Source organism: Ruminococcus flavefaciens, assembly GCF_900108555.1.
In the GTDB taxonomy this organism is placed as follows: domain Bacteria; phylum Bacillota; class Clostridia; order Oscillospirales; family Ruminococcaceae; genus Ruminococcus; species Ruminococcus flavefaciens_P.
On the sequence record NZ_FNWV01000012.1, the window covers coordinates 20,624 to 45,690 of the forward strand.

General features: G+C 42.9%; 18 protein-coding genes. 14 read left to right on the forward strand and 4 right to left on the reverse strand.

Going from position 1 to position 25,067, the window contains the following annotated elements:
- The first annotated feature begins 206 nt into the window (after positions 1-206).
- From BLW60_RS13565 to BLW60_RS13575, 3 genes are all read left to right on the forward strand, one after another.
- A complete protein-coding gene (locus BLW60_RS13565; RefSeq protein WP_074718289.1) occupies positions 207-2,132 on the forward strand; it encodes a serpin family protein in 1,926 nt (641 codons plus the stop codon).
- A 254-nt stretch (positions 2,133-2,386) separates the two neighbouring features.
- Positions 2,387-2,953 (forward strand): RNA polymerase sigma factor, encoded by a 567-nt coding sequence (locus BLW60_RS13570; protein WP_074718291.1) that lies wholly within the window; start codon positions 2,387-2,389, stop codon positions 2,951-2,953.
- Between the two features lie 13 nt (positions 2,954-2,966).
- The gene (locus tag BLW60_RS13575; protein WP_074718294.1) at positions 2,967-4,532 is read left to right on the forward strand and encodes a PASTA domain-containing protein; all 1,566 of its coding nucleotides are present in this window, start codon (positions 2,967-2,969) and stop codon (positions 4,530-4,532) included.
- A gap of 88 nt (positions 4,533-4,620) precedes the next feature.
- Here BLW60_RS13575 and BLW60_RS13580 read toward each other — a convergent pair whose 3' ends face one another.
- Both BLW60_RS13580 and BLW60_RS13585 read right to left on the reverse strand, forming a co-directional pair.
- Positions 4,621-5,094, reverse strand: a complete 474-nt coding sequence (locus BLW60_RS13580) for a P-loop nucleotide/nucleoside kinase family protein (protein WP_074718296.1) — start codon at positions 5,092-5,094, stop codon at positions 4,621-4,623.
- Positions 5,087-5,524 carry a GNAT family N-acetyltransferase gene (locus tag BLW60_RS13585; RefSeq protein ID WP_074718298.1) on the reverse strand — a complete coding sequence of 146 codons (438 nt, stop codon included), beginning with the start codon at positions 5,522-5,524 and terminating at the stop codon, positions 5,087-5,089. Before BLW60_RS13585 ends, BLW60_RS13580 begins: the two co-directional genes overlap by 8 nt.
- A gap of 233 nt (positions 5,525-5,757) precedes the next feature.
- Here BLW60_RS13585 and BLW60_RS13590 point away from each other — a divergent pair, with 233 nt between their 5' ends.
- The 11 genes from BLW60_RS13590 (at position 5,758) to queF (ending at position 19,768) form a co-directional block, all read left to right on the forward strand.
- On the forward strand, positions 5,758-7,095 hold the full coding sequence (locus BLW60_RS13590; RefSeq protein ID WP_074718300.1) for an FHA domain-containing protein: 1,338 nt from the start codon (positions 5,758-5,760) through the stop codon (positions 7,093-7,095).
- A gap of 12 nt (positions 7,096-7,107) precedes the next feature.
- Positions 7,108-7,887 (forward strand): PP2C family protein-serine/threonine phosphatase, encoded by a 780-nt coding sequence (locus BLW60_RS13595; RefSeq protein ID WP_074718302.1) that lies wholly within the window; start codon positions 7,108-7,110, stop codon positions 7,885-7,887.
- Positions 7,888-7,903: 16 nt separating this feature from the next.
- Positions 7,904-9,604: a serine/threonine-protein kinase gene (locus BLW60_RS13600; protein WP_074718304.1), complete on the forward strand. Its 1,701-nt coding sequence runs from the start codon at positions 7,904-7,906 to the stop codon at positions 9,602-9,604.
- Between the two features lie 13 nt (positions 9,605-9,617).
- Positions 9,618-10,022 carry a hypothetical protein gene (locus BLW60_RS13605; RefSeq protein ID WP_074718306.1) on the forward strand — a complete coding sequence of 135 codons (405 nt, stop codon included), beginning with the start codon at positions 9,618-9,620 and terminating at the stop codon, positions 10,020-10,022.
- A complete protein-coding gene (locus BLW60_RS13610) occupies positions 10,019-10,957 on the forward strand; it encodes a hypothetical protein (protein ID WP_074718308.1) in 939 nt (312 codons plus the stop codon). The genes BLW60_RS13605 and BLW60_RS13610 overlap by 4 nt, the downstream gene beginning before the upstream one ends.
- Entirely contained in the window at positions 10,954-16,650 is a 5,697-nt protein-coding gene (locus tag BLW60_RS13615) for a hypothetical protein (RefSeq protein ID WP_074718310.1), read from the forward strand. Before BLW60_RS13610 ends, BLW60_RS13615 begins: the two co-directional genes overlap by 4 nt.
- A gap of 268 nt (positions 16,651-16,918) precedes the next feature.
- The gene (gene queD, locus BLW60_RS13620; RefSeq protein WP_074718312.1) at positions 16,919-17,344 is read left to right on the forward strand and encodes a 6-carboxytetrahydropterin synthase QueD; all 426 of its coding nucleotides are present in this window, start codon (positions 16,919-16,921) and stop codon (positions 17,342-17,344) included.
- A complete protein-coding gene (gene queE, locus BLW60_RS13625) occupies positions 17,341-18,003 on the forward strand; it encodes a putative 7-carboxy-7-deazaguanine synthase QueE (RefSeq protein ID WP_175460948.1) in 663 nt (220 codons plus the stop codon). The genes queD and queE overlap by 4 nt, the downstream gene beginning before the upstream one ends.
- Positions 18,003-18,572 carry a GTP cyclohydrolase I gene (folE, locus tag BLW60_RS13630; protein WP_074718315.1) on the forward strand — a complete coding sequence of 190 codons (570 nt, stop codon included), beginning with the start codon at positions 18,003-18,005 and terminating at the stop codon, positions 18,570-18,572. Before queE ends, folE begins: the two co-directional genes overlap by 1 nt.
- Positions 18,573-18,582: 10 nt before the next feature.
- Entirely contained in the window at positions 18,583-19,269 is a 687-nt protein-coding gene (gene queC, locus BLW60_RS13635) for a 7-cyano-7-deazaguanine synthase QueC (RefSeq protein WP_074718317.1), read from the forward strand.
- 1 nt (position 19,270) lies between these two features.
- Complete coding sequence (gene queF / locus BLW60_RS13640; protein WP_028518221.1) at positions 19,271-19,768, forward strand: preQ(1) synthase; 498 nt, start codon at positions 19,271-19,273, stop codon at positions 19,766-19,768.
- 41 nt (positions 19,769-19,809) lie between these two features.
- Here the strand turns inward: queF and BLW60_RS13645 are convergent, their stop codons facing one another.
- Together BLW60_RS13645 and BLW60_RS13650 are read right to left on the reverse strand one after the other, a co-directional pair.
- The gene (locus BLW60_RS13645) at positions 19,810-21,690 is read right to left on the reverse strand and encodes an EAL domain-containing protein (protein WP_074718319.1); all 1,881 of its coding nucleotides are present in this window, start codon (positions 21,688-21,690) and stop codon (positions 19,810-19,812) included.
- 171 nt (positions 21,691-21,861) lie between these two features.
- A complete protein-coding gene (locus tag BLW60_RS13650; RefSeq protein WP_074718321.1) occupies positions 21,862-24,897 on the reverse strand; it encodes a bifunctional diguanylate cyclase/phosphodiesterase in 3,036 nt (1,011 codons plus the stop codon).
- Positions 24,898-25,067 lie beyond the last annotated feature (170 nt).

Here is a 25,067-nt window from a genome sequence, read left to right on the forward strand (position 1 = left end):
CTCTTGTGTATTATTACGAGGGGGGACAGAATTGGTCTGCTGATTTATTTCGGCATTATGTTCAACCGCTGAGCACAATATGCCTTTTTTGCCTATTTTGTGTAGAAAATGCGGATATTTCGTTGACATGGGAAATACGTGATGTTATACTGTTAATATGGAAACTGTTCCATAAAATGATCTAATTATGAAAGGGGTAATTCGCTATGGAAAACATGAAAAAATTCACCAAAGTTACCGCAGGTGTCCTGAGCTTTGCACTGGCTCTCGGAGCTGTAAGCGGTATTCCTCAGAAAGGAATTTATCCGACATTCTCAGCTTCTGCCGAAGATGAAAACAGACCGGATCCGCTTGAGGGAATGGATAAATATGAATATGAACTCAAAGATGTTTATATTTATAACGTAGAATACGATGAACCTGCGAGCTTTAAGGTCGTTCTCAAAACAGACGGCTACTATTCAACATGGTCATATTCCAATGTGCTCGAATTTGGGATAGATCCTGTTTTCGGTGAGCTGTCAGACTCGAACAGGGCTATGCTCGATAAGCTTGCTCCCGGTACAATTGCCACGATCAAATTCACATCAAGTGAGGACTATCCTGCGCTGCGTCTTACAGATGAGGAACCGAACGAAAGAGACGACCGCAGCAGATATTGGGTAAATGATATCACTCAGGTAAAAGCCCCGGGTATCAACTATTACGGTGATATCAACGATGACGGAGTGATCGACTCCTTTGACCTTATCGGCTACAGAAAATATATCAGCGATCCCGAAAAAAATCCTCTTTCAAAGGAGCTTTTCCTTAACGCGGATATAGACCAGAACGATGTTGTGGACGAAGCTGATCTCCAGCTGGTATCCGATTACATACTCGGAAAGATAGACAAGTTCTACGGAGCTACTATGATCGGCAGTGTACGTCTTACCGATCAGGTAGATATAAAAGCATCTGAGGGCAAAGTTACTGACGAAACATTTGCAAAGGCAGAGATGAAGTTCGGCATAGATCTTCTCAAAAAAGCCTTTGATCCTACTAAGGAAGGTGAAGAAAATCTCCTTATCTCACCTCTTTCCATATCATCAGCCCTTGCTATGACTGCAAATGGTGCTGACAAAAAGACATTGGAACAGATGGAAGCCGTACTCGGAAACGGTATGACTCTCGATGAACTCAACGAGTATATGGCTTACTATGTTGCAAATCTTCCCGATGAACAGAAGCAGAAGCTCCTTGTTGCCAATTCTATATGGTTCAGAGATGATCCTACATTCAAGGTACTGGACGAGTTCCTTGAAAAGAACAAGAAATATTACAACTCTGAGGTATATAAGTCAAAGTTTGACGATTCTACAGTAAACGATGTAAACAGCTGGGTAAGCGAAAATACCAAAGGCATGATACCAACTCTTCTTAAAAAGGGCGACCTTGACCCTACAGATAAAGAGACAGCAATGATGATGCTCATTAATACCCTTTACTTTGAAGCAGAGTGGCAGTCACCTTACGACAGTTCTTATGATGGAAAGTTCACCGATCTCAACGGCGTTGAGCACGACATAATGAAAATGTCCAGCGAAGAAAGCGAGTATTTCGACCTCGGCGACGCAGACGCTTTCAAGAAGCCTTATATGGGCGGCGAGTACAGCTTTGTAGGTATTCTTCCGAGAGAAAAGAATATCGTTGACTATGTAAACGATCTCGATGCTGAAAAGCTTATGGAAGACCTGAAGGAATGCGAAGATCCAAGCAAGATCGAGCTTCACGTTACAATGCCTAAGTTCAAGTACAATTACAGCCAAAAGCTCAAGGACATTCTCATTGATATCGGTATGGGAGAGGCTTTTGACGATAAACTTGCTGACTTCTCAAAGATAAACGATCTTACAGTTGAAGGCGCAGCTCCTCTTTATATAGGCGATGTTCTTCACAAGACAAAGATCGAGGTAACAGAAAAGGGCACAAAGGCTGCTGCTGTAACAGCTGTACTGATGATGAAGGCAACTGCTTTTGAGCCTAAGAGGATAATACATATCGACCTCAACAGACCTTTCGTATACATGATCGTTGACAAGAACAACGTACCTGTATTTATCGGTGCTGCAACACAGCTCGAAGAAGCATAAAGCTGTACACAATACGCAGAAAACATGATAACATATATAAAATACCGTCGGGACGATGTTCTCGGCGGTATTTTTTGCTTTTTCGCTCTCAATGATGTATAATGTGATTATTGCATTTAACTGCGTTCAAGGCTGAACATTAATTAAAATAAAAAAATAATTCTGAACCTGTTACGTTTATATCCCAAAGGGAGAATAGATATTATGAAAGCCAACACGATGCATCTTAAAGCTTTACATAAGAGGTGATCCATATGACACATGAAGAGTATAAAAAAGCTTCGGACCGATCAAAGGAAGAAGCACAGCGTATAGTATTCAAAGAGTATTTCAACTATGTATACACCATAGTTTTCAGCCGTCTGCGCAGCTGCGCAAGCCGTGAGGACATTGAAGAATGTGTAGGAGATGTTTTTGCTGATGTTTACATACATTATGACAACAGCAAGGCAGTAGGCGAAGATATCTCAGGTTTTATCGGAACAGTTGCCCGTAATAAGGCTGCCGATATGTACAGGAAGCTGACACGAAAAAGATTTACGTTTGTTTCTGTTGATGACGAGGACGTACCCGAACAGGAAGCTCCCGAAAATACAGAAGCAGACTATGAGAAAAAAGAACTAAGAACCAGCCTTATGAACTGTATATCACTTCTCGGCGAACCCGATTCAACTATTATAATGCAAAAATATTTCTTCATGCGAAGCTCACAGGAGATAGCAGACAAAGTGTCATTGACTCCCGAAGCTGTAAGAATGAGATGCAGCCGCGCTTTAAAAAAGCTCAGGGAAAAACTCACCGCTATGAACATATCACTTTAAAGGAGGTACAGTTATGAACGATAAGGAGTTTGATCTTACAATGCTTGAAAATGCAGACAATGAAACAATAAAACAAATCGCTGAAAACTGTCCTGCTTCCGATGAAGAAATGGAGAGGATGTTCGCTATGAGCAGAAAGATATATAATGAAAGAACCAGAGAAAGTAATAATAAAGATAATATCGAAGTATCAGGCGTAGAGCAGTACAGAAAGCCTGTATGGCAGAAATTCACAGCTGTTGCGGCTGCACTGGTACTCACAGGCGGCGTTGTTGCAGGCGGAATGTATTTTATGAAGAACAAGAACAACTTCAATACTAACGATCCTGTCCCTGTAGTAACAGATCCTGCAACAAGCCCGTCAACTCAGCCTGCTTCACCTGTTGAGGAGGGCTGCCCTTTCGGAGATATATCCAATGATAAGGTGCGTGTAACATATGCCGCTATCTCACCCGGAGTTGTTGACGTAAAACAGGATTTCGTAAAGCAGCTTGCTGAAAACTTCAACAAGGGCAAATGGACAGAATTATCCGATGCACCTCAGTTTATGGGAGAATATTCAACTATTTTCATCTATAACAACGGAAACCCATATCAAGTCGACTGCTGTCTTTACAACACCGAAAACGACAAGGGCGCATATATAAAATTCAATGACGGCAAAGACTTAAAATATTACAAGGGTGATGAATTTGTTGTAAAAGCGGTTCAGGGACTTTACTCTTATGACTTCGATATGAATGAAGTGATAAAGCTTGACGAATCAGACTATGATGACCTTATCCATAAGGTATGGGCAGATCAGAAAACTCAGGCAAATACCGAAGAAGTAACACTTCCTGATGTTAAAAACATGAAAGATGAGCTTGCAAAGGCACATCTCAAGGATATGGGACTGAATGTTGAAATAGTAAAGAGTGCAGATATTACAGTAAATCCGGGTTATGTAATAAAATCAGAACCTGACGCAGGAACAAAACTTGCCGCAGGTTCAACTGTTAAAATTTACGTAAGCACAGATGATACTTCCGAAGCAGCAAATACCGACAATAACACAGCTTCAGCAGTCAATACAGAAAATTCAGAGCTTATCGCTAAGGCACAGAATTTCTATGAGGAAGCTATTAAGGCAGACTGTAAATTCGGACGTTCAGCTCCGCAGTACTTCAATATTGATACTATGAACTGCTTTTCAACAGCAGAAGGCCGCACACTTTCCTATGTATATGATATAACTCTTGAGGAATTACGCGCTCAGTATCATGAAACTTTCAGTGACAGATATGCCGAGAACGATGCGACAATAGACAAATGGTATTCAGTAAATGACGGTAAGTTATGCTGGCTCACAGGCAACCCCGGTGTTGACCTTTACCTTGAAAGTGCAAAGGTAACAGAAGTACAGCGTCAGACAGACGAAGAGATATTCTTTACAGTTGAAAGACATTACAGTGATTTCCGTCACGTTGATATCGACGGCAGCTTTGAGCCATACACAGAAACAGATGATTTTTCAGTAGTTATCCAGCCTGACGGCTCATGGAAGGTGGGCAAATTCCATAATCCTCAGCCAAACTGATATATGTTTTCAGTTTTACTCCTCCTTAAAGTTAAATTTATATAGACGTTTTTATGACGAAAGAAGCCCCTTTTCATAAGGGGCTTCTTTATATCAATATATCCATTTCTGTCGGGGCGGGGACTTCAAACAGCTCCTCAAACTTAGCCGCAAGCCCGTCGTCGATAAAATAAGCGTCACTGCGTCCGTTCTGCACTTCTGCGTTGCGCTTTTCGATACGACTTTTCCACTCGTCATCATCAACAGTTATATAGTGAAATTCGCAGATGATGCCGTGTTTGCGGTAAAACTCACGGGCAAAGTCGCGTTCGGACTTCTTCCAGAAGCCCCAGTCAAGTATAACATCAGTTCCCGCAGATACTATCTCTGCGGACTTTTTATAGAGATATTTCTGAGTGCGCATGACATATTCGTCATGCTTATCACCTGTTTCACCGCCGAGAATATCCAGCATAAGCTCATCGATAGAGAGTATAACTCCGCCAAGCTCGTCTTTGAGTTTGCGAGCGTATGTGCTTTTGCCGCTGCATATCCTGCCGCAGGTCATTATAATTTTAGCCATTATTCTTTTCCTTTTTTATTATTTTTGTAAAACCGTGACCGCTGCGCTCGTGGGGGTGCGACTTAAAGCCGCATTTCAGATAGAATTCGTCTTTATTCTTGGCACTCATAAGCTGAAAATAAGACCACCAGCCCTCTTTCAGCTGACTGCGGATATAGTCCTCGATATATTCCAGAAGCGATCTTCCTATACCTTCTCCCTGATACTCGGGAGCAACTATAAGGTCTTTGAGGAAAAATGCCATTCCGCCGTCGCCGATAAGTCTTGCCATAGCGATGACCTCTTCACCGTTCTTTACAGCGAATGTAACGTAGCTGTTTTTCAGCGAAGTTTCTACAAGCTCGCGTTCCGGCTCTCCCCAGCCTGCTAAACTGAAAAGCCTTATAAAGTCGTCGGCGCAGAGTGTGTTCAGTGAGATATCATATTTCATGTTTTTTTCCTCCTTACAGAATAAAGTATATCACAACTCGGTGTTTTTTTCAATATTGTGCTTAGCTCTGCTATAAAGTTATTCAAAATATTGACAAAACCTTTATGAAGTGGTATAATAAATTTGTATGTATCACACTGATTGTTTACGGTATCAGGTATTAGTGTGACAGCATTTTATAAAATATTTTATGTGCGGAGCAAACGCGCTTTATTTCACTTAGGGGTGAGGAAATGGCAGGAATTACAACCAAGCTTCTTTATCAGAGCTGCGATACGTTTTTGCAGGCAGGTCTGAAAAAGAAGGATCAGATAAACGAAGATCAACTCAAGCTCATAAATGAGAATTCGGATAAGGGGCTTCTCAGCGTGAGATGGGAGAAAACTGCAACAAGAAATGTGCTGAAATACAACGTTACCAATATGACCGCCCTTTCGGAATATGTCAAGCAGACTATGACACAGGATAAGTATTTCGGTATCATCAGTCAGTTCCAGAAGATACTGGAGCACTGCGTTGACATAGGTCTGCCTGTGGACAATATACTGCTAAGTGATCCTAAGAATGTTTTCTACAATGTTGAAAAGCAGAAGCTTTACGTGGCATATCTTCCGCTTGTGAATAACGGCTATAAATGTGCGAATACCGCAAAATTCCTTATGAAGGTAAACAAAAATGCAAGCTTTACCGTTACAAACGGTGCTGTTATGCAGAAGTACAACTACTTCCTTGACGAATATGTTAATAATCCCAAGAACAAAAGCGGCTTCATCTCGCCTACACAGCTCTATAAGATGCTCCATGATGTGCTTATGCTGCCTGATGTGAAGGAAGAGGAAAAGCCTCAGCCGGCTGCGGCTGAGAAAGCAGGAGCAGCAGCTGATGACGATGACGGAGATCATACTATCCTTGTGAGCCGCAAGCGCGTTTCGGAGTGTCCTGCATTCCTGAAAGATGAAAATAACAGGGAGATACCTATCGACCATTTCCCGTTTACCATAGGTCGCCGTGCAGGCAATGACCTTGCTCTTACGGACAAGGGCACTGTTTCAAAGGTTCACGCTGTAATAAGCTATGAAAACGGTACTTTCTATGTAGAAGATAAAGAGTCTGCAAACGGTACTTTCCTCAACAGCTATGCCGAGAACGGCGAGCGAATAATAAAGGAAAAGATCAGCAGCGGCGATGTTATATATATATGCGATATCCCTTTCGTATTCAATGTCAATGATACGGATTCGGCTACGGTTTTAGTGGGCGATAAGGGAACAGATGCGAAAAAGTCTTCTCAGCAGAAGGCAAATATGAAAAAGCTTGCCTATATCATCAACTCCTCAAGCAAGGAGAGGATACCTGTTTTCGTTTATCCTTTCACCTGTGCGGAATTGTCGGGCATGATAGTGGGACGGGATAATACCAAGAACAGACACAGCATTTTTATTGAAAATATCTCCTGCCAGTCCCTGAGCGTTGAGGGCGATGAGGTGGATGTAGGCGACAGGATAAGCGTCTTTTCGGGCTGTAATTTCCTGTACCACGGCATAGGCTATACATTCTTTGAAGAAAGCTGACGGTGAGGCAGCATGGAATACTTTTTTTCTTATGTGACTACCGAGGGGGCTGTAAGAAAGGTCAATCAGGATTCGCTTTTTATCTCGGAGGCTGAGTATGACGGCGAGAAGATATTCTTCGGAGCTGTCTGCGACGGCGTAGGCGGTCTTTCGGCAGGCGAAAAGGCAAGCGGTTATGTCTGCAAGCGCATAAACGAATGGTTTGCAGCTGATTTTGCGGAGCTTATGAGAAATTCCGCTTCAATACTAAAAATAAGAGAGTCCCTTGACGACAGGCTTCATGAGCTTAATGAGCGTATAAACGATTATGCGGACAGACATTCCTCGGATATGGCTACTACATTTACGGGGCTGCTCATACTTCCTAAGTTCGGGAACGTTCTCACTGCCCATGTGGGTGATACCCGTCTGTACAAGATAACCAATGATGAGATAGAGGTACTCACCTCCGACCACTCTGTAGTGGCTCAGGAGGTAAGGGACGGTATCATCACTCAGGAAATGGCTGAGAAGGACCCGAGACAGAACCAGCTCACAAACTGTATCGGTGCAGGTCTTGATGATACTTCATACGATTACAGCATATCTCCCTACAGCAAGGGCGATGTGTATATGCTGTGTTCGGACGGGTTCAGAAAAAAGATATCATCTGAGGAGATACACAAGGCACTTAGTCCCTCTGCAAACAAAGACGAGAAAACTATGAAGTCAAATCTTGAAAAGCTGAAGGATCAGGTCATACAGCGCGGAGAAAAAGACAATATCACCGCCCTAATGGTAAAACTCTGCTGAAAGCGAGGAGATCTATTTGCTAAATAAAGGCTTTGTCCTTGAAAACAGATATAAGATCGTCAATGTTGCGGGCAAAGGCGGTACTTCGGTCGTTTACCGTGCTGTCGATCTGAAGGCAAATAATGCTCAGCGTGCCGTCAAGGAGGTCATGAAGACCAACGGCACAGATGCTTACAATGCAAGGCAGGAGTCTCTGCTTATCAAGGAATTCTATGAAAAGGACGCTAAAAACTCCTTTTTCCCTAATATAATCGAGATCATCGACAACGATCCCGACGCGCTGTATATAGTTCAGGACTATATCAACGGCGTTTCTATGGAAAAGCTCCTTGCATACGGACCTTTCCGACATAAGACCATGCTGAGATACTCAAAGGATATCTGCCGTGTTATGTCATTTATCCACAAGTGCGGTCTTATACACAGCGATATGAAGCCCGATAATATCATGGTCGTAAGAAATGAGGAGGACTTTGAAAACTCACGCAGACCTGATAAGTTCGGACGGCTGAAATTTATAGATTTCGGTTCTGTTATCGAAAGGCGAAGCGGTGCGTTTGCCTATACGCCTGCTTATGCTTCGCCTGAGCAGTTCTATGAGCAGGAGCTTGACGAACAGACCGATATCTTTAATATAGGTGCTACCATGTACCATATGCTCACAGGCAAAAAGCCCAAAAACGTTTCGGCAAACGGCGAATTCGTAAGCTCTGCTGAGCGATTTGTGTTCGACAAGGGCACTAATGCAGGTCTTGTGAGAATAATACGCAAGTGCGTGAACGAGGATAAGTCAAAGAGATACCGCTCCTGCGATGAGCTTTATGAAGAGCTTGAAAGGACCGATAATCACACATATCTTCGTGCGACAAGCATAGTTGCCGGACTTGCTGTGCTATGCCTTGGTATATCACTGTTTGCAAATATAATGGCAAATAAGAGCAGGAGCGAGGATTTCAACAAGCTCGTTGAAAAGGCAGAGAATACAGGTGAGTATTACGCAAGGTCGGAAGCCTTTGAGGACGTTATAAATGCCGACGGCTCTTACGCGGACGCTTATCTCAAGCTTATCGAGCTCTATAAGAATGATATGGTATTTGACGCAAAAGAGGCGGAGCAGATACTCGCACTTATAAATGAGAATATCAATCAGCTCAAACAGTCACCTCAGTATGAGGAGATCGCCTATGAGCTCGGAATACTTTACTGGTATTATTATTTTTACGGCAATGAAGGAGACAGCTCTGAGCAGAACGGAAGTATATCAGGCAAGATAGCTTCCGTAAAATGGTTCAGAGAAGCTCAGACCTCCGATTTCAAGCGCAGTGAGCCCGACAAATACGAGATAGCTCAGGTATACTGCACTATCGGTGATTTCTATTCTCAGACTCAGAAAAAGGAAAATGAACTGCTCAAAAAGAATTACTCGGAGGATCTGTGGAAGAGCATGAACGATCTGAATAAGCTTGTTGATGAGGCAAATGCAGGTTCTGAGATAATAATACTCGAAACTTATAAGACTCTTTTAAATCTGGAAAATTCAAATATGAGCGATTTTGCCAAGTCAGGCATATCATATGATGAACAGAAGGCTTTTCTTGAAGATATCAGGAATAAGACCGAAAAACTCAATGCCGCTGATGACTCGGCTGCGGAAGCAAAGGAGTATATACTTAATTACTACGACGGAGTCATCGAGAGCATAAACGGTTCTGAATAAAGGGAGGCAGTATATGACATCTTTTGAATGGCAGATCATCTCTCAGATATTTCTTGGGATCGGCATTGTGCTCCTGCTTACAGCTTTTATGCTGGCGGCAAGATTCAAGGTCATCTCAAATACGGTATCCGAGATAAGATCGAGAAAAAGCCCGGCAGAACCTGCGGACAAAGTTCATTCTGCGGCAATGAGCATACGCACTTTGAACGAGAACGCTGATGCTCTCGGTCCTGCCGATGAAGAGCTCGACAGCAGCATGATAACTGTTGTTGTTGGCAAGAAAAAACAGGAAGAGATAAGCGATACCATAGTTGTGGGAAACAATAAGGATAAAGAAAACGATTTCAGGATAATAAGGAATATAATCGTCATTAACGCCGATCCCGATGTTATTGACGGTAACAGGAGAAATAAATGAAGCTTGTAAACTCTGTCATAGGTCTCGCCGCAGCTATGGCTGTGCTGCCGTCATGTGTGTGCTTTTGTGCGGAAGCGGAGTATGAAGCTCCCTCTGATATAGAAGTGAGCGTGGGCAGCTGCGAGATAGACAGGTCTCAGCTCAGCGGAGATACTATCGTTGAGTTACCTGTCAGTATAAACAATAACTGTGGTTTCGTGTCACTTAATGTACTGTTTGAACTCGACAGCAGACTGAGTTTTGCAGGTGATTATGAAGCAGCAGCAAAAGCAAAGAAGCTTACGGGAGTCAATATCTATAATTGCTATGACTCGGGAAATACTATCTCTGCCTGTTTTGAGGTCTCGGGCAGGAGCAGGTTTACCGACAACGGCGAGATAGGTGCTCTCAGAGTCAGTATACCTGAAAATACCCCTGCGGGTGAATACGGCATATCAATGCCTGACAGTGCAGGAGAATTTGAGGTAATGATATTTACTTATAACAGTAATGATGCTATGTTCGGAAGAGAGTGCTTTTCTGCTCTTAACGGCGGAAGCATAATCATTACGGACAAATATCATGAAGATCAGTCAGACAGCGGCAGTAATGAAGAAGAAAACAATGCTCAGCAGCCTGCGGCAGAAGCAGAGGATACGGGAGAAAAAGCTTCTGCTGTTACAACTGCGGAGAGCACAACAACTGTAACTTCTTCAACAAGTACTGCTTTCAAGACCACATCTACAGTCAGCTCAACAAGCAGCGACAGATCATCTGAGACACAAACAACTGCTGCTGTTACTTCTTCTGTGGAGACAAGTTCTGCTGATGAGGTGAAGAGTGATCTGAAAAAAGGAAGAAACAGAAATATGTTTGCTCCTGTACTTGCAGCTTCGCTGCTCGTGATCGGAGCGGCAGTGGTTTTTGTTGTTAAAAAGGGAGGGAAGTCAAAGTGAATAACGGTATCTTTGATTTTAAAAAGAAAATAGCTTTTACGGCAGCTCTCGTTATTATTGCAAATTCTTTCGGCACTTTGCCTGCTTCGGCAGCTGTATCTTCTATAGGTACACTGAAAAGTGATTCTGTAGATCTTTCAGACGACAGCGACGGAAAGAAAAAAGAAGTTGCGCAGGTAGAAAAAACAGATGCTGTCACTACTTCAACTTCGACTGCAACTACAACTACAACAACTACTACCAGTACAACTACCACTTCTACTACCACAACTTCTACTACAACAACGTCTACAACTTCTACTACTACAACTACTACTCAACAGAACACTAAAACTTATACTGTTGTTGTCAACGGAGGTATACCCGAAGCAGATTTTTATGTCATGGCAAAGAGAATGTTTGCCAAGAGTACGCCTGTCTGTGAGTACAACGGTACGAACGGCGGTACTATAACTGTAAACAGCGGTGAAGTTCCGTCAGCTGAAAAGGTAAGCATCGAAAAAACGGAATACAGAAGAAAGTCAGCTTCGGGAAATTCGCTTGAATATGACGCTTATTATAAGGCAGAGGTGGCGGCTGATGTTGTAAATGTCACTATCTCGGGCATACCTGAGGACGGTTTTTGCAAATACGGCTCTGAGATCACTGTAAAGCCGAATGATGAATATACTCTCATCGAAAGTGATGAGGCAAGGATAGTAACTGTGGAGCGTCCGATCTCTTTCAAATCGGAAAATATCGGAAATGATGAATACAGACTCTCTTTCGGAGGGGCAAGCTATATCATCTCGCCAAGATTTTTCAGTATCACTATCTCCGGCAATTATAAGGTGTTCAGAGGAGACAAGGAGACAGGCGAAAGAAGATTTAAGTGGAAGGAAATAAATGATCTCAGGATAGAAGCCAAGGATAAACAGGCTCTTTCCATATATGACGGTTCAAAATCCAAGGATTTCAAGGTGGAGAATGATTTCTTCAAGATGAGCGATCTCCTTACTTTTGAACAGTTCAGATACAGCAATAACGCGCAGTTCGTTGTTACGGGCGTAAACTGGAATGTATGTGTAAAAAGTACATTTGACGGAGCAAGTGACAGAGAGACAACACGTTACTTCCATGTTGAAAAGGGAAACGACGGTACGTATTTCTTCCGTGTTCCCTACCTTGAGCTTGGAAACTATTACCTTGACGGATATGAGTACTTTGGTCATCATGATGTAGATCTTGGAAAGATGTACTCTGATATCAGCGGTGAAAACGCAGTTGGTTATTGCAAGATACCGTATTTCCCGGGCGAAAACGAGATCGAACTGAAATACAAAAAGTTCACTAAGTTCGGAAGCTACACCTTCGCACCTTCTCAGGATATATCTCTCAGAAGCGGCAGCTGCTTCTCCATCGACAGCGATACGCCGATAAAGACTCTTATGACTTTGCCTGCTTCATTTGACAGCAGTGTTATAAGTTATGATTACTTCAAGGGAAATGATGTTTCTGGTCTGCACTCTTCAAAGTTTTCTATAGACGCAGATGAAAGAGAATTCAAGCTCACTTCCAAAGTCATCAAAGATCCTGTATTTATCCTCGTTAAGAACATTATCAAGGACGCTGACGGACTTAGCAGCGGAATTGACGACAGTATCTGTTTCTACAACGACAAAAATGCACCGACTGTTTCCGATACTGAGGAACATGATGAGAACAAATGGTACGGAAAAGAAGGTGCGGTATTTACTCTTGATATCCATGACAGAGAGGAATGCCCGATACCCGAGAATGATACCGTATTCTATGAGGAAAAGGAAATACGTGATGTATACGAGAAGTTCATAAACGCTCCTACTGTAAACAAGCAGGAGATAGCTTCCGTTATCGTAGGTGATTACAGGTTTGACAGACCTGAGGGCGGCTGGAGCGATGCCATAACAGGCTATCTTGAAAATGCGGCAGTAAGAAGTGCCGAGAAAGAGCTTGTTGAACTTTTAAGTACTATTGATCTTTCGGAAGTAAACGCATCAAAGTATTCAGATCAGGGGGACAGCTATAACTACTATAAAAAGATCATCAGGAACGGCGTATGCGATGAGCTGAAGAAGTATTATTCCGCAAAGCTCACTGAGCTGTCAAAGAATGAGGACGCTGCTGATGAGGCTGCGGAGATCGCTGTGGCGGCTGCAAAGCTGGAAAATCATGTCAGTGCTTATGAAAAAGCTTTGGCAGGTGCAAAGAATACTCACAAGACAGTACCTTCTCTTACATTTGATACACAGTCGCAGACTTTCAAGGTAACTTTAAAGCCTGCCGATGAATACAAGAATACTCTGATACAGGACAGCGTTGATGTATACGCCGTTGATAACAGCGGCAATTCAGGCATTGGCACTGAAAAGATGTATACGATCAATGTCCGTATGGATTGTGCGCCTCCTGTTATCTCAGCTGAGTCCTTAGAGGTGATAAATGCTGTACCTATAGCAGTTGCTGACGGCGAAATGAACTACGTCGTAAAAGAGGGCACTATCATCAATGCGGCAGTAAATGATATTTACGGCGATTCTGAAGGCTCGGGAGTAAAGGGTGCAGAGTGGTATGTCGGCGATGACAGCGGTTCTGCAAAGCGTATGTTGCGCAATGATGACGGAAAAAGCTTCGGTATGATGATAGATAAACATGATATCGAAGGCAAAAACCTCAAGAGCTCATTCAGCATCAAAGCTGCTGATAATGTGGATAACAGTGCTGTTCTCAGTTCAGATACAGGGGATAAAAAGATCAATCTCATATTTGATACCGAAAGACCTTTAAGCAGTATCACTGATGCTTCCGATGTATCAAAGGTGCATACTCAGGAGATAAGAGACGGAGAAAACACTGTCATCAAAAAATGGTACGGCAGTTATGAGGATATCAAGCTGAATTTATATGCGGCTGATGTGAATCCTGATAAATGCTCGGGAATATACAGGATATTTGTGGAAGTAAACGGCGTAAGCTATCCGCTGCTCATCTCGGAAAACAATATCGACATCAAGCTCCTCAAAGAAGGAAAATACTATATTTCCTTTGAAAAAGGCGAAGAGCAGGACAGCTTTGATGTATACCTGAAATGTGCCGCAGACAGTAAATACAAGGTGCAGATATGCAGCGGCATACACAGGCTCGGAAGAGAAGAGGACGGAAGATACAATAATTCGCCTGAGAGCGGAAGTATCCGTGTCAAGTTCTTTGTAAGGGATAATGCAGATCTTGAAAGCGAGGTATCTGAGGAGAGAGTATACATTGACCTTGATGCTCCCACTGTTGCAGGTGCTGATACAAACGGTACGGATATACTGCGCAGAGACAGAGCTTTCAGATTTGAAGCTTTCTCTGACGGTGAGGCTGTGATAAGAGTAAGAGTCGATGACAGATCGCCAAGCTCGGGTATCTCAGAGGTAAAGGCTCATCTCTTTGATAAGGACGGAAATCCTGTCGGAGATGCTGTCAGCGCACGCCGTTCGGGCGATGCATGGGAACTGAGAGTGCCTGTGAACTTCAAGGGCTTTGCAAAGATCACTGCATGGGATAATGTGGGCAAGAGCTCACTGATCGCAGAGACTTTAGGCATCGTTACCGAAAACAGTGATAAACATTCAGAGGAAGATCATGTATCCATAGTTCTTCCACCGACAAGTCATAAGGATAAAAACGGTTTGCCGCTTTATAATTCCGATGTCCATGCACAGCTTACGGTACGTGATTCGTTCTCGGGTATAGCTGATGTATTTACAAGCGTTTCGGGTGAAGCTGAAACAAGACTTGGCATAAACAGGAACGGTGATCCCGAGGATACTGATGCGGATGCATGGAATATAAACAGGGACAAGTCGGAAAATAATCTTGTTACCGAGGTAACAAGAGATATGGTTATTTCGGGCAATTCAAACGGAAGCAGTATCTCTCTGAGAATGAACGACAGAGCAGGAAATCCCAACTATGACGATACAGCATGGGAGACATTCAGCATTGATACTGTCAAGCCTGTGATAAGGGTAGCATTTGCTGACGGAAACAACTCGTCAGACAGTGAATACAAGAATATTTTCAAGTCAGGCAGAAAAGCTGTCATAACTGTTACAGAGCGCAATTTCGATCCTTCACTTGCTGAGGTCATGCTCAATGGTCAGAGATTGCAGTCTACGTGGACTCTCTCAGGCGGTACTGAGGGAACAGATACAGCACAGTACAGTGCAGAGGTGTCTGTTGAAAATGACGGCAAATACAAGCTTACTGTCAATTGCAGAGACATGGGCGACCTTAAAGCTGATCCTTATGAATCGGGAGAGTTCATAATTGACGGTACCGCACCTGTTCTGAACGTAAGCTTTGACAAGGGAGCAGAAAATCAGCATTATTTTAACAGTAATGTTACCGCTACGTTAAGGATAAAAGAGGAAAACTTTGATCCGAACAGGATAAAAATAACAGGTACTTATGATAACAGGACAAGTGATTTCCCGAAGGCTTCGGAGTGGGCAAAGGTCGGAAGTGATTATGTTTCGACTATTAAATTTGAGCAGAACGGAGATTACGAGCTGAGTATCTCAGGCAGAGACAAGGCAGGAAATTCATTTGATACATATAGCGGAAGCTTCTGCGTAGATACCAAAAAGCCTACAGTAAGCTTTGATAGTATCAGCAGATCAAATAACAGCAAGGAAATACGTCCGAGTATCCGTTTCGATGATCCTAATATCAAAAAGGAGACCATAAAGGTTGAGCTTGAGGGTGCAAACAGAGGCAAGGTCACTAATATTCGCGGTGAGCTTACCGAAAAGAACGGCGGATATGAGTACGTTTTTGACAATATCCCAAACAAGCCCGAATATGATGATATCTATACCATCAAGGCAACTGCCGAGGATAATGCTTCAAATAAGATAGAAAAGAAATTCAGATTTTCAGTCAACAGATTTGGTTCGACATTTACCCTCGCAAAGGATACAGCAGAGCTTAACGGCGGATATATCTCAAGTCCGAAGGACATTATCATCACTGAGTATAATGCAGACAAACACGCAAAACAGGACACAGTCCTTATCACAAAGGATTCGGAAATGCTGGAGCTCAGGGAAGGTATTGATTATACCGTTGAAGTTAAGGGCGGTGTTGATGAATGGACAAGATATATCTATAATATCTTCTCGCGTAATTTTGACAGTGATGCAAGATATACTGTTTCTATCCATTCATACGATGAAGCAGGCAACGTTAATATAAGCGACTCTGACAAGAAGAATGCGGAGGTATCATTCTGTGTCGATAAGACAAAGCCTCTCTGTATACCTATCAATATCGCTGATAACAGGACATATAAGGGCGAGAGCTATACTGCACGTCTTTCTGTTTCAGATAATATCGTTTTGAAGAATATCCGCGTTTATGTTGACGGTGTGTCTGTAAATACAAGGCTGAACGATGATGAGTGCTCATTCAATATCTCGAATTCAAGCAGTGCCCGTGAGGTATGCGTTGTTCTTACGGATATGGCAGGAAATGAGGAGGAGTATCACTATAAGAACATACTCGTTACCACCAATATTTTCAGATTGCTTTTCCGTAAAACATGGTTCAAGATAACAGGAGGCGTATTACTGCTTCTGGCAGGTGCATCAGCTGTGTTCATCAGAAAACGCAAGAAAAGACTTCTTTAACAGCAATAAAACGGTCCTTGATGCAATATCAGGACCGTTTTCGTTTTTTTTGCTTGACATATTCACCTACAGATGTTATAATATGAAACGGAGTATTTTCCCGACAGTTCGTTTGCGCCATCCTGTCGTTAAACAAAACCAGGGCATCTGTGAGTGCAGAGGGAACTGCGCTCTTTTTACGAAACAGGTGCGTCTGCTCATGGCAGACGCTTTTTATTTTATAAGGCGGCGTTATGATGCGCCCGACGTATATCCATGAGGTGATATTATGTACAGACTGAAAACTTCTGCGGAATTTGACAGTGCTCATTTCCTTGCAGGCTATAACGGAAAATGCGCAAATATTCACGGACACCGCTGGAAAATAGAGGTGGTCGTTAAAAGCAGCGAGCTTGCTGCCGACGGAGAAAAACGCGGAATGGTAGTAGATTTCGCCGATTTTAAAAAGGCAGTGCGCACTCTTGCAAAAAGCTTTGACCATGTGCTTATTTACGAAAAGGGTTCGCTGAAAGCTGCGACTCTTGCGGCACTCAATGACGAGGATTTCCGACTTATCGAGGTGGATTTCCGTCCCACAGCCGAGAATTTTGCAAAGCATTTCTACGGGATACTCAAAGCAGAGGGACTCCCTATGGAGAGCGTTGTTGTATACGAAACACCTGAGAATTGTGCGTGTTATGAGGAGGAAAACTGATGCTTCCTGTAGTTGAAAAATTTATAAGTATTAACGGTGAGGGAGCTCATGCAGGTGAGCTTGCTGCTTTTATACGTTTCAGAGGCTGCAATCTCTGCTGCTCTTACTGCGATACCGTATGGGCAAACTGCGAGTCTGCTCCTGCGGACTACGAGACACCCGAGGAGATAGCTGAGTGGGTGGCTGAAAAAGGCGTTGAAAACGTTACTCTTACAGGCGGAGAGCCGCTTATGCAAAAGGAATGTGATGCGGTGGCTGAGCTGCTTATGAAGCAGGGCTGCCGTGTTGAGATAGAGACAAACGGAAGTATATACCTCGGCAGACTGGCTGATGCGGAGTATCGTCCCGTGTTCACTATGGACTACAAGCTGCCGTCAAGCGGTATGGAAGAGTTTATGTGCAGGGATAATTTCCGCCTTCTCGGTGAGCATGATACAGTTAAATTCGTATCGGGCAGCAAGGAGGATCTTGAAAGAGCTGCGGAGATAATAGAGGAATACGGGCTTGTGGGACGCTGTCATGTATATATCAGTCCCGTTTTCGGTGAGATAGATCCTGCGGATATAGTCACATTCATGGAAGAGCGTAAAATGAACGGTGTAAGGCTTCAGCTCCAGCTGCATAAGTTTATCTGGGAGCCTTCAAGGAGGGGCGTATAATGGACAGAGAAGCAATAGAATATCATGTTCTCGGAATACTCAAGGCAATAGGCGAAGACCCCGAGCGAGAGGGACTTAAAGAAACTCCTGCCCGTGTTGCCCGTATGCTTGAGGAAGTACTTGAGGGAACTGCCTATACAAATCATCAGATAGCGGAAATGTTCGGAAAGACCTTTGAAGCGGATTATGATGCCGATATGGACAGTGCTGTTGTTATGAAGGATATAACCGTTTTCAGCTACTGCGAGCATCATATCGCTCTCATGTATGATATGAGCGTGAATGTTGCGTATATCCCTCACGGTAAAGTACTTGGACTCAGCAAGATAGCACGTATCTGTGATATGGCTGCAAAGCGTCTGCAATTGCAGGAAAGACTTGGCAGAGATATTGCTGAGATAATTTCCGAAGCAGCAGGCACTCCCGATGTTGGCGTAATGATACGCGGAAGCCACAGCTGCATGACTGCAAGAGGTATCCGAAATCCCAACGCAAAGACAGTAACAGGTACTTTTATGGGAGCATTCCGCGACAGTGCAGAACTGAAAGACCTTGTTAAATTCGACTGAGGAGGATACTATGAAAGCTTTGGTATTATTTAGCGGCGGAGTTGACAGCACTACCTGTCTCGCTATCGCAGTTGATAAATATGGTGCTGATAATGTGCTGGCACTTTCACTTTATTACGGTCAGAAGCACAGCCGTGAGCTTGAAGCTGCGCGCAAGATAGCATCTCATTACGGTGTAAGACATAAGGAGCTTGACCTCGCGCTCATTTTTGCAGACAGCGACTGTACGCTGCTTAAAGGTTCAAGCGGAGATATCCCCAAGGAGAGCTACGCCGAGCAGCTTGAAAAGACTGACGGCAAGCCTGTTTCCACATATGTTCCGTTCAGAAACGGACTTTTCCTTGCATCTGCGGCAAGTATAGCCCTTTCAAACGGCTGTACGGAGATATACTACGGTGCTCACAGCGATGATGCGGCAGGCAATGCCTATCCCGATTGCAGCAGCGACTTCAACGATGCTATAAACCGCGCTATCTATCTCGGAAGCGGCTGCGAGCTTAAAGTTGTTGCTCCGTTTATAGGCATAAACAAGGCACAGGTAGTGGCTGAGGGACTGAAACTCGGTGTGCCCTATGAGCTCACATGGAGCTGCTATGAGGGCGGAGATAAGCCATGCGGAGTCTGCGGCACCTGCCGTGACAGGATAGCTGCATTTGAGGCAAACGGTATCCACGACCCTGCTATGAAAGGAGAATAATATGAGCGGCAGAAGCGAAAACGAAAAGGGAAGCATTACTCTTCTCGGTAATAACAACACAAAGTATTCCTCGGATTACGACCCGTCTGTGCTTGAAACATTCCCTAACAAGCACCCTGACAATGACTATTTCGTAAAGTTCAACTGTCCTGAGTTCACGAGCCTTTGTCCTATTACAGGACAGCCTGACTTTGCGGCAATATATATATCATACATTCCCGATAAGGTAATGGTGGAGAGCAAGTCGCTGAAGCTCTATCTTTTCAGCTTTCGCAATCACGGCGACTTCCATGAGGACTGCGTTAATATAATCATGAAAGACCTTATAAAGCTCATGTCTCCGAAATATATCGAGGTATGGGGAAAATTCCTGCCTCGCGGCGGTATTTCCATTGACCCGTATTGCAATTATGGCAAGCCCGGTACTAAGTGGGAGGAGCTTGCATGGGACAGACTTTCTCATCACGACCTCTATCCCGAAAGCATAAATAACAGATGATACACAAACAGCCGCCCATCGGTCAAATGGACGGCTGTTTGCTATATTTTGGAGGTGGAGGAATTGTTACAGCGGACGAAATCGAGGCATTCGCTGACAGGTATAGGCTTTGAGAAATAATATCCCTGTATATAGTCTATACCGAGCTTGGAAAGCTTTTCAAGCTGAGGCTGTTCCTCGACTCCTTCGGCAACTATCTGCATACCAAGACGCTTTATCATATCTGTTACCGATTCAAACATTATTCTTGCTTTTTCGCTTTTGAAATATGCGTTGACCATAGTTCGGTCGAATTTTACGATATCAACGGGCATATTTAATATGTAGTTCAGGTTCGATTCACCTGTACCGAAATCGTCAAGGGAGAAGGAGCAGCCGTATTTGCGGAGATACTCCATATTTTCAAGAAGTATGTCCTTTTGCTTTATCGCGCCCGACTCGGTTATCTCAAGGTTTATCTTTTTTGCGTCAATGCCGTATCTATGCATTATCCTGAAAAATTTCGGTGCGAGATCGGGGTTCTCGCATTGGACTACCGAAAGATTGACCTCGATGTATTGCAGACCTATAGAGGTTATATCGTGGTCGTGTATCAGTTTGCATACGAGCTCGAATACTCTTTCGCCTATCTGTTCGATCTGTCCCGACATTTCAGCGATAGGAATGAATTTGTTCGGCATTATGATACTGCCGTCGTTGCTTCGCATACGCACAAGAGCTTCTGCGGATACAAACTTCTGCTCCTGAACCGAATATATAGGCTGGAGAAATATCTCGAACCTTTCTTCACTGAGTGCGGATTTTATCTCGTTCTGCATGGAACGGAAATTCTCCATATTGAGGATAGCGTCCTTGTCGATAACAAAGCAGTCGTCATGGCTTTCGCTTACGATATTTGAATAATAACGGTATGCCATACCGAATTCAGCAATATTCTTGAAAAGCTTCAATGAAGGGACAGTGATAAAATGCGGATTTGGGAACTGATTATCAGACCAGCCTGCTTCAAATCTCTTCTTTATTTCTATCATCTTCTTATCAAGCGTACCGTCATCAGGGAAAGCGACGATAAGGTCGTTGGCTATTCCTCGGAATACCTTGTCATTTGACAGCTTTTTAAGGTAGTTTGATATTTCCAGCAGCAGATCTTCCGAAACTATGTTTTTTTCCATATCTTCGTTGTTTATGATAATGAATGATTGGTCCAGCTTGTTATTGTCGAAAAGCTGTTTTATGTATTCATATAGCATCTGGATACGATATGTTCCGAGATTTCGGTCTATACCCGAATCAGGATTTTCCATTTTCGCAAAGAGTATGGTTATTCCGAGAGCCATTGAAAGGCTTACAAGAAGCAGTTCGCGGTTGAAAAGCTGTATGGTAGCACCTGCGGTCTCAAGTACCATCCATAGCATAGCTGCGTGACTGCGGTAGGGGTTCATCTGTTTATTGAAGAAAAGTATCATTATGATAGAACCGATTATATATAAAGGTGCAACGATGAATGTGTATATTACAGCAGGACCGTAGCTGTATACTTCATTATCCTTATTTATGCAGTATATCGGCAGCATGAATGGTATGATGCTGAGTATGAATGTGGCAACGAAGAAAATGCGCCGCAGCTTTTTTTGTTTTCGCAGCTTTACGATATCATAGCATATATAATTGAAGGAAAGATAACTTGTCCATATTACAAAGAAAAGATATATTTTACAGAATATCGCAGCCTGTTCCGGGGGTGCATTTATTATGGCATCTATTGAACACAGATCAGCTATGACACAGAAAGTCGTTACCAGAACCAGCTGGCGATATATCCACATACTTTCAAGTATAACGCTTTGCCTTTTAAATGAGTAGTAGCATATAAGCAGAAGGATTATCAAAGCACAGAATTGTATTTGCATACTTTGAACCATTGAACCCCTCCTTTTCTTGATGTTATTTGCTATATATATGTATTATATCACGAAAAAACTATTAAGTTTGCATAATTATTATAATTTACTGTTAATGTTGTATTGCATAGTTTTATAAATGAACAAAAAGCAGCATAAACGAAACGGAAATGCGTTTATGCTGCTTTGCAATTATTTTTTTTTATTGTTATCCATTTCGAGCAGCTTTTCAAGTTCTATCGGGCGTGAATAGTAATATCCCTGTAAGCTGTGTACATGATAATTCAGCAGGATATGTCTCATTGCTGCTGTCTCTATTCCTTCTACGCAGACCTTTGCTCCGTATGTTGAGGATACTTCTGCAAAAGTCTTGATAAATGTGCGCTCTTTCAGATCATCTTCTATCTTCATAACGAAGCTTCTGTCGATCTTTATAACATCGAATGGCAGTTCTTTTACTATCTCCATTGATGAGAAGCCAGTTCCGAAGTCGTCAAGTGCTATCAGTACGCCTCTTCCGCGAAGATTTACGATTATGTTTTTAAGCATATCCATGTTGAGAAGCCTGCATCGCTCCGTTATCTCAAGGCAGAGATGCTCGGGAGGGAAGTTGGTATCCTCAAGGGTATCGAATACCATATCGAGGAAATTCGTTTTCTCAAGCTGAGTATATGAAAGATTGACATTTATTATAAAGTCTGGGTACTTTTTCATAAGCTCTTTTGCGCCAAGTATAGCGGTTTTCAGTATCCACTGACCAAGCTTGAAGAAAAGGGGATCCTTTTCAAGTATAGGAATGAAGTGATCGGGCGGTACTATGCCGTATTCATCATTCTTCCACCTGAGAAGTGCCTCTGCGCCGATTATCTTTTCCGATACAGCATCGACAACAGGCTGATACAGCAGGTAAAAGCCCTGATAATCCTGCATGATAGAAGCTCTTATTACATGGAGCTTTTCTATCCTTTGCTTGTTCTCGTCGTTGAGGTCATTGTAGAATTCAACAAGATCGCCCTGCCTGCGAACCTTTGATTCGCCGTATGCGAAGTTAAGGCAGGCATATACGGTCTGAACATCTATCAGGAAATTATCTACCGTAAGCAGACCTGCGTTCAGATCAAGGATAATGTATTTGTCATCAACGAAAAAGCCCTGTCTGAAATGTGTGCGCAGTTTATCGTATCTGTCATTCATTTCTTCAACTGAAAGAGTGGATATAACTGCGAATTTAGTTCCATCAAGTCGATAGATGCTTTCTGACTTATTGGTGTTATCAAACATATATCTTCCGAATTTTTGAAGAACGAGATTGCCGAAGTGATATCCGTATACCTCGTTGATCTCGGAGAATTTGCCTATACCTATCATGCATATGCGCATCTTTATATTCTTGACCATATTTGTTTCCAGATCCTCAAAAAAGCTGTACTGATTTTTCAGACCTGTAAGCGGATCAATATGTCCGTGTACACCGTGGTTTCGTATCGAGCCGCAGAAAAACTCGGGTATCTCGTTGGAATCTCTGATAACTACGCCGCGGCAGGTGCAGAGAACATAGTCGCCGTTGAGCTTTCTTGCTTTGTACTGCATATCATGGCCTAAGGCATTTCCCGAGAAGATGGAAGCTATTCCCGAATGGTATATCTCAACATCATCAGGGTGGATATGCTTTTCCCATATACCGCCTGCGCCGAGCATATATTCGGAAGGCAGACCAAAGATCTTTACAGCAGCCTTTGACCAGCGTGAGTAATCATGCTTCATGTCGCATACATAGACGTAAGTGTCCTCAGCTACAACGGAAAAGGCATCAAAAAGGGCATCGAGCTTCTTTTTCCTTTCAATAGGTATTGGTGCATCGAGACTGTCAGGACCGTGCATATGAGGCTTAACAGCTCCTTCTTTGAGCCATTTTTTGTTTTCGTACATCATTGTGTCAGCACGTTCAAAAACATCGGTAAACATTCTATCGTGCTGAGGATTGTAAACAGCCATGCCGCTTGCCACAATAGGTCCTTCATTTTTTCTCTGATTATCTATAACACGATTGTGTAACTCTTCAAGAAGAGAGGTTCGGTTTTCAAAGTCTGAGCTTCTGAGAAATACCACGAATTCATCGCCGCCCACTCTGAAAACAGGGCTGTGAGAGAAGATATCGCATATTAGCTTGCATGAAGCCTTTATGTACTCATCGCCTGCCTTGTGACCGAGAGAATCATTTATTCGTTTAAGGTCGTTGATATCGCATACAACGATAGCAAAGGGCAGGTAGTCAAGACCGTTGTCGATATTGTTCTGTACGGTCTTTTCAAGCTCGTAGAAAGCGTTTTTGTTCTTTATTCCTGTAAGCTCATCGCGGCGAGCCATTTCATTGGCGATTTTCAGTGCTTTAAGCTGTTCACGCTCTTTTTTTAGCTCATCTTCGATATTTTCAACGCCGATAATGAAATGCGAATGATTGCTTGACAGCATGATAGTTAAACGTGTATGCACAGGTTCGCCGTTTGAGATCACACGACATTCGATGATATACTGCTTTTTATCTTTCAGTTCATCTTTGAGATTTTCTTTGGTCAGCGACCTCATAACGCTTTTCTGGTCAAGGCGATAGAAATTCTTGTTTATCATTGCAGACAGATCGTCAAAGAACATCTGACCTTCTTTTATTACGCATATCGTGCCTGTTTTTTTATCAAACGAAAACTCTGTGAATTTTTCTGTTTCTGCGTCGATATACAGCAATACATCATAATATGAGGCAAGAGATTCGGATATACGTGTGTATATCTCGCGCTCGTGCTCTGCCTGCTGCAATCTTTCGCGGTCACGGACTCTGTCGTCGATATTGATGACACCGAGTATAAAGAAATCCTCGTCATCGTTCAGTCCGCGAATGAGTCTGATAGTGTGATAAACAGGCTGTCCGTCTATCATAAGGCGGTATTCTATACTTTGCATCGAGCCCTTTTTCACATCGGAAAGGAGCTTTTCTTTTTGGAAGCCCTCCATGAAAATGTGCTTGTCCTCTTCATAGACGACTTTATCAGCATCACGGATTATATTCTTGAAAAAGTCCTCGCCGCCTTGTTCTATGTGCAGAGAATGGAACTCGGGATCTACGGAATACCATTGATACTCGTTTGTGATAGCATTGACATAGTAAACGCTAGAATAGTCGACAAGGAGAGCTTCAGCTATTTTATTGAATATTTTATCATTGCTGAACATACAAAAACCCCCCACAATGTATATTTAGTTAAATAAAATCAATTGATGACAATAATATCGTATTTTATCCCTTATATTATAACATTTTTATCATATATAGTCAATGATAATATGTGAATAATTTATAAATTGTGCATTTGAAAAAGCCCTCACAGCATTGCTGTGAGGGC